The following is a 12,416-nucleotide window of genomic DNA, read 5'->3' on the forward strand; positions in this document are numbered from 1 at the left end:
CATGACCGCCAAGTTGAAGCTCTCATCCGTTCCAGATGACAAACCCGTCAAACTGTCGGTGGAACTCCCCCCGGGAGTCCACCGCGACCTGCTCGACTATGCCGCCGTGATGGCTCGCGAGACCGGACAGGCGCCGCCCGAACCGGGAAAGTTGATCGCGCCCATGCTGCAGCGGTTCATGGCGACGGATCGCGGCTTTGCGAAGGCGCGTCGGACATTGGCAAGCGAATCTCCGACGAGCTAGGATCGCTCGCTTGGCGCATTTTTGCCATCTGACGTGCCATGCTGATCAGACGGCGACTGGCGGGATTGTCATTGTTCGGCGACCAGACTGCGCTGAAAGGCAGCACCTCACCTTGGATCGGCCGATAGACGACGCCTGGGAACTGCGCGGCCGTCGTCGCTTCGCTAGTCAAGGTCAAGCCACGACCAATCGCGACCAGCGTCATGAGGTCATCCCGGCCTACACCTTGCGCCTCGATCTCTGGGTACCGACCAAACTCCGCGAGCCGCTGCACCAGAAAATCGTGAATCTCCGGACCTGGAGCGGAATCGCTAATGATGAAGCGCTCATCTGCCACATCCGCCCATTCGACCTCGTCGATTTGCGCCAGCGAATGTTGGAGCGGAAGAACCAGAAAGACGCGCTCGTTCCAGAGGTGCATGGAATCGCAACCGCTCCATGCCGCCGTCCCGGTTATGAACGCGACGTCGAGCTGAAGCTGACGCACCGCGGCAACATGTTCAGCCGGACTGCCGTTGATCAATTCGATCGACACACCGGCATGTGCCCGGTCATAGGAATTGAGCAACTCGTGAAGAAAGCCGGACGCCAGCGAGGAGAATATGCCAACCTTGATCCGACCTTCTTCCAACCGCCCGAGTGCTGCGACGTCCTTCGCCCCATTCTGGACGCTTTCTAGGGCTGTTCGCGCACGGCGCAAGAAACGCTGCCCTGCTAGCGTCAGGGTGACACCTGTGCTTCTACGTTGAAACAGAGAGGCACCGAGTTGGTCTTCGAGATCACGGATCCGCCGACTGATTGCAGATTCCTGAATCCCCAGCGCAATGCCAGCTTTGCGAAAACTTCCGAGTTCCGCTGCTGTCACGAAATAGCGCAGATGTCGAAGTTCCGTTATCGCCTTGCGGCGATGTCGGACAGGTTCGGTATCGCTCCATTCGGTGTCCTCCGCCCCTGTCAGAACGTGACACCCGTCATTTCCTCACTCACTTTCCACAAATGCTCAGCAAGCGAAGGATCGATTGCCCACGGCCGTACACCGAGAAGCTCGGTGCAATCTGCCGGTACGGCTTGTGCGATATTGCAGTCCTCACAGTAGACGCCACCCATGCCATCGAGCAGTGGGCTCGTGGCGCACCACACTTGCGTTGCAGCTCCCTGTTCCGGCGTCTTCTTATTGTTCTCGGGGTCTATGATCGCCTTGCCATCGGCATCGCGATAGCCGGAGGCGATACTGGCCTCGATCGGCATATCTCGGGTAAACCCAGACTCGACAATACCGCCTGGATGCAGCGCGAAGGCCCGCACTCCATGAGGCTGGCCCAGTCGATCCAGCCAAACCGAAAACAGTGCGTTGGCGCTCTTGGACTGACCGTAGGCGACCATTGGATCGTAGCCGCGTGTTTCGAAATTGATGTCATCGAAATCGATGGCGCCGGCGGCATGACCACACGAGGATACCGTGACCACACGGGCATGCCCGTTGACCAGAGCCGACCAGAGCCGGGCAGTAAGCTGGAAATGACCGAGATGATTGGTGGCGAACTGCGCTTCGTAGCCGCGCGCATCATGCTCTAGCGTCAAACCGATATAGCCGGCATTGTTGACGAGCAGGTGGATTGCGTGATGGACGGCGAGAACCTGCTCGGCAAATGTGTCGATCGAGGTGGGATCAATGAGATCGAGCGCCGCAATCTCGACACCACCAATCCCCTTCAGGGCTTTCTCCGCCTTTTCAACGTTGCGCGCTGGTACAATCACGGTTGCCCCCGCGTTCGCGAAAGCCTTTGTGGTCTCGAGACCGATTCCGGAATACCCACCGGTGACGATGGCGACTTTCCCTGAAAGGTCGATTCCCTCGATGACATCCCGTGCCGTGCTGGCTGCCCCGAAAGGTGACCGGATCGGGGATTGAAGAGTGTTCATAGTGCATCCTTTTTATGTCGCAGCGTATTGTTGGCGACTTAGTAGATAGGAGCACAAATAGGATTTTTAATATTTGAAAGTCCTGAAAATTTGCGAGATAGTCCTGAATTTGGACTCGGCTCAAGTCAGCGCATATTTCCATAATTCACAACGAGACGCTCGTCATACAGGTCGGGTATCAGGGCTGCCCGGCCGGAGGCGCATGGCTACTTCCGCCAGCATTGCTTGCAGACAGCTTTGACGAATTCTGGTCGTTGAATCTGGTGCATCCTTTCAGCCATCGACATTGCCCGAAGAGAACTGGAAGCGCTTCGGCGCGGTACCTGTCACGCGTTTGAACGCGTTGCTGAATGCGCTGACCGAAGTGTAGCCAAGCATCGTTGCGATCTGCGACACCGGCATGGTTCCTTCCTCAAGCGCCCGCACGGCCAGCCGCATGCGCCACTCGGTCAGATACGTCAGCGGCGGTACGCCACAAACCGCCTTGAAACGTGCGGCGAGCACAGAGCGGGACATGCCGGTGGTTTTCGCGAGTTCATCAAGGTGCCAGTTCCTAGACGGCTCGGAATGCATCAACGCGATCACCAGCGCAATTCGCGGGTCGCCAAGCCCGCGCAGCCAGCCGACGTTCGCTTGCCCTCCAGCCTCCAGATGGGCGCGAAGCACGCGGACAAACAACAACTGCGCCAGAGAGGCGGCCGAAAGACCCGCGCCGACCTTCTTCGTCTGCACCTCGCTCACCACTTCGCGTGCGAGCCATTGCAGCCCTGCTGCCTGTTCGGTGTCGCTGGCGACGTGAATGACTGGCGGCAATTCATCGAGCAGCAGATTGCGTCGAGTTTCGTCGAGCTCGACATGGCCGCCCAGGTAAAGAACGTCTGCTCCGTCACCCAGGGAAGCCATGTTGTTCGGTGCTTCGCGGAAGACCTTCCTGGCGTCCAGCGGAGCGACATCGAGGTCGCTTAACACGTCGAAGGCACGGTCGCCCTTAACGAAGAAGACGTCACCCGCCTGCAACTGCTGCGACGTGCCAAGACCATCGACTCGCATCCAGCATGCGCCGTTTACGACAACGCCAAACTTGATTGCATCGGGACGCGGAAAACGAATGCCCCAGCGACCGCCGGCCGTAAATCCGCCTGCCACCTCGCAGCGCGCGCCAACAAAAGCGAGGATTTCGGAAAGCGGGTCATCAAGCATATTCAGGACTATCGCGCAAATTATCGAGATTCACAAGCATTCACCGTCTTTCCTTGGGAGTCTATCCTCTTATCTCGACCCGATGAAACCAGCGCTGGCTGGGGCCGTAGTCCATGAAATCCCGGGCCGCGGACAGTTCACCGCAACGAGTGGTCAATGCGACCCACCATGAAAGAACAGGCATGTTGATACGAAAATTGGGGGCGTCCGGGCTTGAGGTTTCTGAGATCGGCTTCGGCTGCATGGGGCTCAACGCGGTCTATGGCGGCGCTGGGGATCGGGAGGAGATGATCGCTCTCTTGCGCGAGGCGGTGGATATAGGCGTCACCCTGTTTGACACCGCGCAGGTCTATGGGCCGAAGATCAACGAGGAACTTGTCGGCGAGGCGCTACAGCCCGTGCGCGAACGCGTTGTCATCGCCACCAAGTTCGGATTCGAACTCGACCCATCCGGTGGTCCGGCGCCCATCGGCCTTAACAGCAGACCGGAGGCAATCAAGGCGACTGCCGAGGACTCCCTGCGGCGGCTGAGAACGGACCACATCGACCTCTACTATCAGCACCGGGTCGATCCGCAGGTGCCGATCGAAGATGTCGCCGGTGCCGTGGCCGAACTGATTGCCGAGGGCAAGGTTCGTTATTTCGGACTGTCCGAAGCCGGCGCCGCAACGATCAGCAAGGCCCACGCGGTCTGCCCCGTCACGGCACTTCAATCGGAATATTCTCTTTGGGCGCGAGAGCCCGAGGCCGAGATATTCCCGCTGCTCGACGAACTCGGTATCGGCTTTGTCGCCTACAGCCCGCTTGGCCGCGGATTCTTGACTGGCAACATAACTACCGACACGTCCTTTGATGACGGTGATTTCCGCAGCTTCCTGCCGCGCTTTCAGAAGGATGCAATGGCCAGAAACATGGCTGTGGTCGAACGCGTAAAAGCGCTGTCAGCCGCCAAGGGCATCACTCCGGCACAACTCGCCATCGCCTGGGTGTTGGCGCAAAGGCCCTGGATCGTGCCGATTCCCGGCACCACGAAGCGAACGCGCCTTGAAGTGAACATCGACGCGGCAGCGGTGGAGCTCTCTGAGACGGAACTAGCCGCCATCGATGATGCGCTGGCTTCCGTCGAAATCGACGGCACCCGCTATGCCGAAAGCGAAATGGCAAACCTGAACCGCTGAAACGGCGTCGAACACCTCTGGAGGGAAATCAAATGACAATCACCAGACGACAACTTGTCGCCAACGCTTCTGCCATCGGCGGCGGGGTGGCAGTTGGATTGGCCTCGGTCCCCGGTCAATCGCTTGCGCAATCGGAAACGCCTGCCGTCGACCTCTCCCTCGATAGCCTCTTTTCCACATCGATAGCGAATACCGCCCTGACCGGCGAAGCCGCCGACCGCGTCACGATCCGCAAGCTGATCGACGCCTGGGGTCATTTCGCCGACCGGCGGATGACGGATGCGCAGGCTGCCCTGATGGAGGAAGACGGAACCATCCTGATCTACGACCGGGAGCCCGACGGACAGGATCCGGTCGACGCCCGCCGCGGGCGCGAGGAGGTGCGGGCGTCACTCGGACCCTTTCTCGCCCGGTTCGCCCATACCACGCATTTCAACGGGCAATCGGCGATATCGGTCTCTGGCGATGAGGCGTTCGCCGAGACCTATTGCATGGCCCATCATGTCTATGAGGAGAACGGCCAGAGGATGCTTCAGGTGCTTTCGATCCGCTACTACGACAGCTTCCGGCGCACCGGTGGCGCCTGGCTGTTCTCCCAGCGCCAACTGATCATCGACTGGAGCGAGACCCGCCGGTCGCAGGCCTAAGCCGCTGCACGCGGAGCGCCCAATCGAACCCCGCCCGTCAAGAAACCAGCAAGGAGATCCCCGAGATGTCAGTCTCCCTTACGATCAACGGAAGGCCGCGCACGCTCGAAGCAGACCCGGAAAGCCCATTGCTCTGGGCGCTACGCGATGAGCTCGGAATGACCGGAACGAAGTTCGGCTGTGGCATCGCGGCCTGCGGCGCCTGCACCGTCCATTGGGACGGGGTCCCGATCCGCTCCTGCCAGACCATGGTTGGCGATCTGGAAGGCGTCGAGATCACCACCATCGAAGGCGTTGGAGGTAGGGCCGCCGATGCTGTCAAGGCGGCATGGACCTCTCTCGAGGTTCCGCAGTGTGGTTACTGCCAGTCGGGCCAGATCATGTCGGCGGTGGCGCTGCTGTCCGAAACGCCAAGGCCGACCGACGAGGACATCGACGCGGCGATGGACGGCAATGTCTGTCGCTGCGCCACCTACGTCCGCATCCGCAAGGCGATCCACACCGCTGCCGACATGATGGAGGGCTGAGCCATGCAAATGCTGTCGAGAATACCGGGCGAACTGACGAGATCGAACCGCCGCACATTCCTGAAACTATCGGCCGGAGCCGCGGGCGGATTGCTGCTGGCGACGAGGCTGACGCCTGCAGCCTATGCGCAGGGCACGGAAACCGAGTTCGAGCAGCCCTTCCTCCACATCCGGCCGGACAACAGCGTCACGATCCTGTCCAAGCATCTCGACAAGGGCCAGGGCACTGCGACAGGGCTGACGACGCTTATTGCCGACGAGCTGGATGCCGCCCACGACCAGATGCGCGTCGAATTCGCGCCGTCGAATCCGGACCTCTACAAGAACCTGATCTACGGGATTCAGGGAACCGGCGGTTCGTCGGCGATGGCGAATTCCTTCCTGCAGTACCGGCAGGCTGGCGCCGCGGCAAAGGCCATGCTCGTTGCCGCAGCGGCCAGGCAATGGGACGTTCCGGCAAGCGAGATTGCGGTCTCTCAGGGTGTCGTCAGCCATGCGTCCGGCCATACCGCCAGGTTTGGCGAACTTGCAGGCTTCGCCGCACAGGAAGATGTGCCGACAGAGCCGGTTCTCAAGACGCCGGAGCAATGGGTCTATATCGGCAAGGCATTCCCGCGCCTCGACGTGGCGAACAAATCCTCCGGCTCGCCCGATACCTTCACCATGGACTTTCAGCCCGAAGGCCTGCTGGTCGCCGTGGTCGCCCGTCCGCCGCGCTTCGGCGGAATGGTTGCGTCCTTCGACGCCACCGCAGCCAGGAACGTTCCCGGCGTGGTCGATGTACTTCAGATCCCGAGCGGCGTGGCAGTGCTTGCCCGGTCGACATGGCCAGCGATCAAAGGGCGCGAAGCCCTTGTGGTCGAATGGGATGATAGTGCGGCAGAGGTCCGCTCCAGCGATGCGATGATCGCTGAGCTGCGGGACATGACCGCAGAGCCCGGCGTGATGGTTCACGAAGTCGGCGATACCGGTGCTGCTATGGAGCAGGCGGAAAAAATCGTCGAGCTCGATTTCGAATTCCCGTTCCTGGCTCACGGTCCGATGGAGCCCCTGGACATTGTCCTGCTCTTTGACGGTGAAACCGCAGAGTTCTGGTACGGCTGTCAGAGCCAGACCGGAGACCATGCCGGCGCCGCGGATACGCTCGGGATCGGTTTCGACAAGGTCAGCATCAACACGATATGGGCCGGCGGTTCCTTCGGGCGGCGTTCACCCCCGGATCGGCATCCGGTGATCGAGACCTGCGAGGTGGCAAAGGCGATGCTTGCCGTCGGCATGGCTCCCGCGCCGGTTAAGGTGGTTTGGACGCGCGAGGACGATATCACCGGCGGCTACTACCGTCCGATGTCAGCTCACAAGGTCAGAGTCGGGCTCGACGGCGAGGGCAATGTGATCGCCTTCAATTACGCCATCGCGGCGAAGTCGATCATCAAGGGCAGCGCCTTCGAGGCAGTCATGATGCCGAACGGTGTCGATCCCAGCATGACAGAAGGCGCGCATGACACGAGCTATGCCTTTCCGGCGATGCGCGTGGATCAGGCCTTTCAGGAAACGCAGGTTCCGGTGCTGTGGTGGCGCTCGGTCGGGCACACGCCCACCGCCTATGTCATGGAGGTCACGATGGACCGCATCGCCCGTGATCTCGGCAAGGACCCGGTCGCTTTCCGCCTGGAGATGATCAAGGACGATCCTCGCAAGGCGAACGTGCTACGGCTGGCAGCCGAGAAAGCCGGGTGGGATACTCCACTGCCGGAGGGCCGGTATCGCGGTGTCGCTGTGCACAAATCCTTCGGCTCCTATGTCGCCGAGGTCGCCGAAATTTCCCTGCGCGATGACGGGACGATCAAGGTCGAGAAGGTCACCGCTGCGGTCGATTGCGGCGTTCCGATCAACCCGGACAATATCGTCGCCCAGGTCGAGGGCGGTATCGGCTATGGCCTTGGTGCGATCCTGCGCAATCAGGTGACCCTGGCCGAGGGTGTCGTAGAAGAGACAAACTTCGACACCTACGAGCCACTGCGCATCTCCGACATGCCGGAAATCGAGGTGCATATCGTCCCTTCGAACGAAGCGCCGACCGGCATGGGGGAGCCCGGAACGCCTCCGATTGGGCCGGCTATTGCAAACGCGGTCGCAGCGGCAACCGGTAGATGGATCACGAGTCTGCCCATGGCGAAGGCCGGGTTGGTCTAGGCGTTTCGGCCACATCCGATTACGCACATCGTTGATCGACAAATAATCTCAAAGGGCTGCGGATGACGAAAACGACAAGGCGAGTGCAACAGGTTGCCGGAGCATTGATCATGGTTTGCTCCTTTACGACCATCTCCGCCCGCGCTCAGCAGTCATCGGGTGAACAGCAATTCCAACGTCGCTGCGCGAGTTGCCACAGCATGGAATCGGACCAGAACCGGGCGGGACCACATCTGTCCGGAATAATGGGCCGCAGGGCCGGCGCTGTGGAGGTCGCCAACTATTCGGATCCGCTCCGGGAATCGGGAATTATCTGGGATGAGGAGTCGCTCAACTCTTTTCTGTTGAACCCACGCGATATGGTCCCTGGCACGCGCATGACCGCAAGAGTTCCGAATGCCGATGATCGGCAGCTCATTGTCGAGTACCTTTTGGAGAAGTAGTCGGACTCTTTCACAATCTAAACTCTGGTTCCGACTTCAGGTGAAACGGGCTCGGGTGGCGCTTGACCTTCCACGGCTTCATCCAGACGAGGCGATAGAACTCTCAACAAGGGCGCGATGATGCGAGAGTTTCACTTCGATAAATCTTTCCATACGCCGCAGCTCTGCGATTCGGCCTTGTACGACCGCAAGCCGTTCTTCCAGGAAAGTGATGGTCTCCGCCTCTGTCACTTCGCGGCTTTCGTGGACGTCGAGCAACGGTCCGATTTCTTTCAGCGACAGGCCGAGTTGCTGCGCGTGGCGCGCCTTCTCGATCCGGTCGAGATTGGCCGGGTCGTACTCGCGGTAGATCCGGCTGCCGGCCTCGCGCGGTACTGAGTGAACAATGCCCATTTCTTCGTAGTGACGGATGCCGTCCTTGGACAGGCCCGAGAGCCGCGCCAGATCGCCGATCAGCATTTTCAAATTTCCTTGTTGCCGCCTCTTGACTGTGGGGTTTCCCGACAGCCTACATCACGCGTCATCGCAATTCCATAAGCCTGAAAGGCAGATGACAATGAGCAAGCAAAAACACAAACGCGTGGCGCTGATCACCGGCGCATCGTCCGGTATGGGCAAGGATTTCGCCCTGCGGCTCCTTGAAGAAGGATATGTGGTGTATGGCGCGGCAAGGCGAACAGAGCGAATGCAGGACATCGCCAACAAGGGCGGGGTTGCCCTTGCCATGGATATGACGGACGAAGCCGCGATGCGGGCCGGTGTCGACAGGATCATTTCGGAGCATGGCCGCATCGATGTGCTGATCAATTGTGCTGGATACGGCCAATACGGCACATTGGAAGAGGTGCCGATGGAATTGGCGCGACGGCAATTCGAGGTCAACCTCTTCGGTCTTGCCCGTCTTACTCAACTCTGCCTGCCGCACATGCGCGCGCAAGGGGACGGGCGGATTGTCAATATCTCCTCCATCGGCGGTAAGATGTCCACGCCGCTAGGGGGCTGGTATCATGCGTCCAAATTCGCGCTCGAAGCCTATAGCGACGTGCTGCGTAACGAGACCCGACAGTTCGGCATCAAGGTGGTGGTGATCGAGCCGGGCGGGATCGCCTCCGAATGGAGCGGGATCGCTGCGGAGGAGGCCGCCCGCCATTCCGGTAGAGGGGTCTATGCGGGGTTAGTGGCGGCCTTTGCCAAGGCTCAGGCTGCTCTTGGCAAGCAGCCCGGGCCGAAAGTCATCACCGACCTGCTGATGCGCGCACTTTCATCCCGGCGCCCGAAGCCGCGCTATGTCGGCGGACAGATGGCCATGCCGATCCTGTTCCTGCGCCGCTGGTTGTCGGATCGGATGTTCGACCGGGTGGTCATGGCCTCGTTCAAATAGGAACCAGCCGAATATGGAAACGCGGACATGCCGCTACCCTAAAAGACAAACGCCTTGTCCGACGGCCGAACGATCTAGAAAGGAAACGCCTGTGATCACCTCTATCGCCCTTCTCAAGGCCCGTGACGGCCTCAGCCGCGCAGAATTCATCGACTATTACGAAAAGCATCACGTCCCGCTCATTCTCAGTCTCGCGCCGGCTCCGGTTTATTATGCACGGAACTATCTGCCGGACGCGGAGGATAGGGCTTTTGATGCGGATTTCGATGTCGTGACGCACATGAAATTCGCCAGTCAAGAAGACCGCAAAGCCTGGTTGTCGCTGGTGCTAGCGGAAGGCAGCGGCGTTGCGGAGGACGAGGCGCGCTTTCTCGACCGGACCAAAACAAGGGCATGGGTGGTGGAGGAATATACGCAGGATGGTGTGCTATCGTAGCGTGCCTAAGCACAATGCTTCACACAAACGACATATACGCTTTTCGGAGGGAAGAGGTCTGGGTGGCAACCGCCCTCTGACGGAGGGGCAGAGCGAGCTATTCACGATACGGCGTGCCGCCACGGGCATCTGTCTATTTCGACAACTCGATCAGGCTCTTGGCAGTTGCCAATACGGCTTCCTCAGCAGTACGCGGAGACCAGCCCAGCGTTCGTCTCGCCTTTGCGTTTGATGCTCGTCGGTAGATGCCCAGTTGTGGCACGACCTCCCGTAGTTTCGGCACGAAGCGCGCCATTAAGCGGACCAGAAAATCGGGCAGTTGCAGGCGCGGGGCTTTCGCGGCGGCGGCACCCAAGCCACGGCGCAGGACCGCAGCAACCGAATACATCGAGACGGGTTCACCCGATACGGCGATGAAGCGTTCGCCGGCGGCCTCCGGTGCGGTCATGGCCGAGATGTGCAGCGCCGCCACGTCGCGCACGTCGACCACGCCGAAATAGACACGCGGGGCAAACGGCATCCGCCCATCCAGCATCGCCTTGATGATGCCGATCGAGCTGGAATAGTCCGGCCCGAGGACCGGTCCGAAAATGCCGGTCGGGTTGATCACCGACAGTTCCAATGCCCCGCCTTCGCGCTCAACGAAATCCCACGCGGCCCGCTCGGCGAAAATCTTGGACTTGATATAGGGCTGCACGTCCGGCGCATCGGGCCGCGACCAGTCGGTTTCCTCGAAGGGCTCCTTGCGCGGCGGGTGGCCGTAGCCGATCGCGGCAAAGGACGATGTCATCACGACCCGCTTCACGCCGGCCTCGCGCGCGGCCCGCAGAACGCGAAGCGCTCCGTCCCGCGCGGGACGGATGACCGCCTCCTCATCGGCGGGATTGCTAGCGGGAAAGGGTGAGGCGACATGCAGAACAAAGTCGCAGCCTTGTGCGGCCTCGATCCAGCCGGTGTCCTTCTCAAGGTCGGCTTCGACGATGGTCAACCTGGTTGGGTCTGCGCCGCCTGTGCGGATCATGGCGAACAGATCGTCCTTCCGCTTCAGGCTGCGCAATGTCGTGCGGACGTCGTGCCCTGCGTCCAGCAATTGCACGATGATGTGGGCCCCCAGAAAGCCTGTGCCCCCCGTGACAAGAACTTTGCTCATTCGGTCTTCTCTTCAATTTCTAGCGGTTTGGCTCCACAACAAACGCGGACGCAGGTTTCCATGACGGATCGGAATGTCTCTGGTGTCGTTCCTGGTTGCTTCCAACTCAGCCCACAAAGAAACAGGACGTGCGCCCGGTCCGACGCTGCGCTTTCGGCAAACCCATTTTCGATCAGAGCGTTCGCGATGGCGTGTCTGAGCGCGCGTTTGACACCCTCGACCTTGTCTGCAGACAGTCGATCGCCAGCCTCGATCACGTCGAATGAGTGGGGCGTGAAGGTCGAGAGATGTCGCCCGAACCACGCCTCCATAGCCGCGAGCAGCCGATCGCCCAACGAGACAGCATCCTGCGCAAGCAACCTGTGAACCTCGTCCAGCGCATCGGACAGATACTTTTCAATGGACGCGGAGAAGATCTCATCCTTGCCGGAAAAATGCAGGTAGAGCCCCGGTTTGGAGAGACCCGCTGCAGCCGCGATGTCCTGCACAGACGTCTTTTGATAGCCGAAACGTCCGAATACACGCACGGCCTCGTCCAATATGGCATCTCGTCGATGATCGTTTTTTGGTTCCACAGCCTACGCCTACCAACTTTACCAGATATACCATATTGGTAAAGTTGGTAGGCGTCAAGAATGTAGCTGAGAGGTGCCTTTGTCCATGGCCCGGCCAGCCCTCTGTCGTCTTCGGCGCTACGCGGGTTTTCGCCCCTGAGCATTGGCCAGTGCCGATGCGATCGTCTCCGCATTCGCTTCGCCCCATCCGCACAGAGGCACCAGCGCTCCGGCCAGGCTCAGGCCGAGTGGCGTGAGGGAATAATCCACCCGTGGAGGGATTTCCTTGTAATCCGTGCGCAGGATGATGCCGTGCGCTTCGAGCTCCTTGAGTTGTTGGATCAGCACCTTGTCGCTTACGCCCCGCACACAGCGCTTTAGCTCGCCATAGCGCTTCGGCTTCTGGCCGAGGAAAAAGAGTATCAGCGGCTTCCACTTGCCGCCGACAACGCGAAGCGTCGCGTCCAAACCGCAGATGAAGGGACTATCTTTGGCGCTTTTTTTCGTCATCTAGGATACTTACCAAAAGGTGCATACTTG

Annotated in this window: 15 protein-coding genes; 8 read left to right on the forward strand and 7 right to left on the reverse strand. The window is 60.2% G+C overall.

Annotated features, from left to right (window positions below; all coding sequences use genetic code 11):
- Position 1: 1 nt before the first annotated feature.
- The gene (locus ACX3M4_RS01065) at positions 2 to 244 is read left to right on the forward strand and encodes a DUF2274 domain-containing protein (RefSeq protein WP_459356758.1); all 243 of its coding nucleotides are present in this window, start codon (positions 2 to 4) and stop codon (positions 242 to 244) included.
- Here the strand turns inward: ACX3M4_RS01065 and ACX3M4_RS01070 are convergent.
- From ACX3M4_RS01070 to ACX3M4_RS01080, 3 genes are all read right to left on the reverse strand, one after another.
- The gene (locus tag ACX3M4_RS01070; RefSeq protein WP_459359347.1) at positions 177 to 1,202 is read right to left on the reverse strand and encodes a LysR family transcriptional regulator; all 1,026 of its coding nucleotides are present in this window, start codon (positions 1,200 to 1,202) and stop codon (positions 177 to 179) included. The genes ACX3M4_RS01065 and ACX3M4_RS01070 overlap by 68 nt on opposite strands.
- A complete protein-coding gene (locus tag ACX3M4_RS01075; protein ID WP_459356759.1) occupies positions 1,199 to 2,167 on the reverse strand; it encodes an oxidoreductase in 969 nt (322 codons plus the stop codon). Before ACX3M4_RS01075 ends, ACX3M4_RS01070 begins: the two co-directional genes overlap by 4 nt.
- A 273-nt stretch (positions 2,168 to 2,440) precedes the next feature.
- Positions 2,441 to 3,367, reverse strand: coding sequence for an AraC family transcriptional regulator (locus tag ACX3M4_RS01080; protein ID WP_459356760.1), 927 nt, complete (start codon positions 3,365 to 3,367; stop codon positions 2,441 to 2,443).
- A 182-nt stretch (positions 3,368 to 3,549) separates the two neighbouring features.
- On the opposite strand from ACX3M4_RS01080, the gene ACX3M4_RS01085 reads away from it, so the two are divergent.
- From ACX3M4_RS01085 to ACX3M4_RS01105, 5 genes are all read left to right on the forward strand, one after another.
- Positions 3,550 to 4,545 carry an aldo/keto reductase gene (locus ACX3M4_RS01085; protein ID WP_459359348.1) on the forward strand — a complete coding sequence of 332 codons (996 nt, stop codon included), beginning with the start codon at positions 3,550 to 3,552 and terminating at the stop codon, positions 4,543 to 4,545.
- A 32-nt stretch (positions 4,546 to 4,577) separates the two neighbouring features.
- Positions 4,578 to 5,192, forward strand: a complete 615-nt coding sequence (locus ACX3M4_RS01090) for a nuclear transport factor 2 family protein (protein ID WP_459356761.1) — start codon at positions 4,578 to 4,580, stop codon at positions 5,190 to 5,192.
- A 65-nt stretch (positions 5,193 to 5,257) separates the two neighbouring features.
- Positions 5,258 to 5,719, forward strand: coding sequence for a (2Fe-2S)-binding protein (locus tag ACX3M4_RS01095; protein ID WP_459356762.1), 462 nt, complete (start codon positions 5,258 to 5,260; stop codon positions 5,717 to 5,719).
- A 9-nt stretch (positions 5,720 to 5,728) separates the two neighbouring features.
- Entirely contained in the window at positions 5,729 to 7,912 is a 2,184-nt protein-coding gene (locus ACX3M4_RS01100; protein ID WP_459359349.1) for a xanthine dehydrogenase family protein molybdopterin-binding subunit, read from the forward strand.
- 110 nt (positions 7,913 to 8,022) lie between these two features.
- Positions 8,023 to 8,355 (forward strand): c-type cytochrome, encoded by a 333-nt coding sequence (locus tag ACX3M4_RS01105; protein ID WP_459359350.1) that lies wholly within the window; start codon positions 8,023 to 8,025, stop codon positions 8,353 to 8,355.
- Positions 8,356 to 8,433: 78 nt separating this feature from the next.
- Here ACX3M4_RS01105 and ACX3M4_RS01110 read toward each other — a convergent pair whose 3' ends face one another.
- Positions 8,434 to 8,814: a MerR family transcriptional regulator gene (locus ACX3M4_RS01110; protein WP_459356763.1), complete on the reverse strand. Its 381-nt coding sequence runs from the start codon at positions 8,812 to 8,814 to the stop codon at positions 8,434 to 8,436.
- 97 nt (positions 8,815 to 8,911) lie between these two features.
- Here ACX3M4_RS01110 and ACX3M4_RS01115 point away from each other — a divergent pair, with 97 nt between their 5' ends.
- Together ACX3M4_RS01115 and ACX3M4_RS01120 are read left to right on the forward strand one after the other, a co-directional pair.
- A complete protein-coding gene (locus ACX3M4_RS01115; protein WP_459356764.1) occupies positions 8,912 to 9,736 on the forward strand; it encodes an oxidoreductase in 825 nt (274 codons plus the stop codon).
- Positions 9,737 to 9,827: 91 nt separating this feature from the next.
- Positions 9,828 to 10,172 (forward strand): EthD domain-containing protein, encoded by a 345-nt coding sequence (locus ACX3M4_RS01120; protein WP_459356765.1) that lies wholly within the window; start codon positions 9,828 to 9,830, stop codon positions 10,170 to 10,172.
- A 133-nt stretch (positions 10,173 to 10,305) separates the two neighbouring features.
- Here the strand turns inward: ACX3M4_RS01120 and ACX3M4_RS01125 are convergent, their stop codons facing one another.
- The 3 genes from ACX3M4_RS01125 to ACX3M4_RS01135 all read right to left on the reverse strand — a co-directional run bounded on the left by ACX3M4_RS01125 (position 10,306) and on the right by ACX3M4_RS01135 (position 12,386).
- Positions 10,306 to 11,322, reverse strand: a complete 1,017-nt coding sequence (locus tag ACX3M4_RS01125) for an SDR family oxidoreductase (RefSeq protein WP_459356766.1) — start codon at positions 11,320 to 11,322, stop codon at positions 10,306 to 10,308.
- Entirely contained in the window at positions 11,319 to 11,861 is a 543-nt protein-coding gene (locus ACX3M4_RS01130) for a TetR/AcrR family transcriptional regulator (RefSeq protein WP_459356767.1), read from the reverse strand. Before ACX3M4_RS01130 ends, ACX3M4_RS01125 begins: the two co-directional genes overlap by 4 nt.
- 153 nt (positions 11,862 to 12,014) lie before the next feature.
- Complete coding sequence (locus tag ACX3M4_RS01135; RefSeq protein WP_459356768.1) at positions 12,015 to 12,386, reverse strand: winged helix-turn-helix transcriptional regulator; 372 nt, start codon at positions 12,384 to 12,386, stop codon at positions 12,015 to 12,017.
- Positions 12,387 to 12,416 lie beyond the last annotated feature (30 nt).

It is taken from the genome of Roseibium sp. M-1, assembly GCF_054515675.1.

Excerpts from the sequence above, each read along its gene's own strand:
- ACX3M4_RS01090 (WP_459356761.1), top strand. The coding sequence starts at position 4,578 with ATGACAATCACCAGACGACAACTTGTCGCCAACGCTTCTGCCATCGGC.
- ACX3M4_RS01080 (WP_459356760.1), bottom strand. The coding sequence starts at position 3,367 with ATGCTTGATGACCCGCTTTCCGAAATCCTCGCTTTTGTTGGCGCGCGC.
- ACX3M4_RS01095 (WP_459356762.1), top strand. The coding sequence starts at position 5,258 with ATGTCAGTCTCCCTTACGATCAACGGAAGGCCGCGCACGCTCGAAGCA.
- ACX3M4_RS01105 (WP_459359350.1), top strand. The coding sequence starts at position 8,023 with ATGGTTTGCTCCTTTACGACCATCTCCGCCCGCGCTCAGCAGTCATCG.
- ACX3M4_RS01065 (WP_459356758.1), top strand. The coding sequence starts at position 2 with ATGACCGCCAAGTTGAAGCTCTCATCCGTTCCAGATGACAAACCCGTC.
- ACX3M4_RS01115 (WP_459356764.1), top strand. The coding sequence starts at position 8,912 with ATGAGCAAGCAAAAACACAAACGCGTGGCGCTGATCACCGGCGCATCG.
- ACX3M4_RS01075 (WP_459356759.1), bottom strand. The coding sequence starts at position 2,167 with ATGAACACTCTTCAATCCCCGATCCGGTCACCTTTCGGGGCAGCCAGC.
- ACX3M4_RS01085 (WP_459359348.1), top strand. The coding sequence starts at position 3,550 with ATGTTGATACGAAAATTGGGGGCGTCCGGGCTTGAGGTTTCTGAGATC.
- ACX3M4_RS01135 (WP_459356768.1), bottom strand. The coding sequence starts at position 12,386 with ATGACGAAAAAAAGCGCCAAAGATAGTCCCTTCATCTGCGGTTTGGAC.
- ACX3M4_RS01110 (WP_459356763.1), bottom strand. The coding sequence starts at position 8,814 with ATGCTGATCGGCGATCTGGCGCGGCTCTCGGGCCTGTCCAAGGACGGC.
- ACX3M4_RS01125 (WP_459356766.1), bottom strand. The coding sequence starts at position 11,322 with ATGAGCAAAGTTCTTGTCACGGGGGGCACAGGCTTTCTGGGGGCCCAC.
- ACX3M4_RS01100 (WP_459359349.1), top strand. The coding sequence starts at position 5,729 with ATGCTGTCGAGAATACCGGGCGAACTGACGAGATCGAACCGCCGCACA.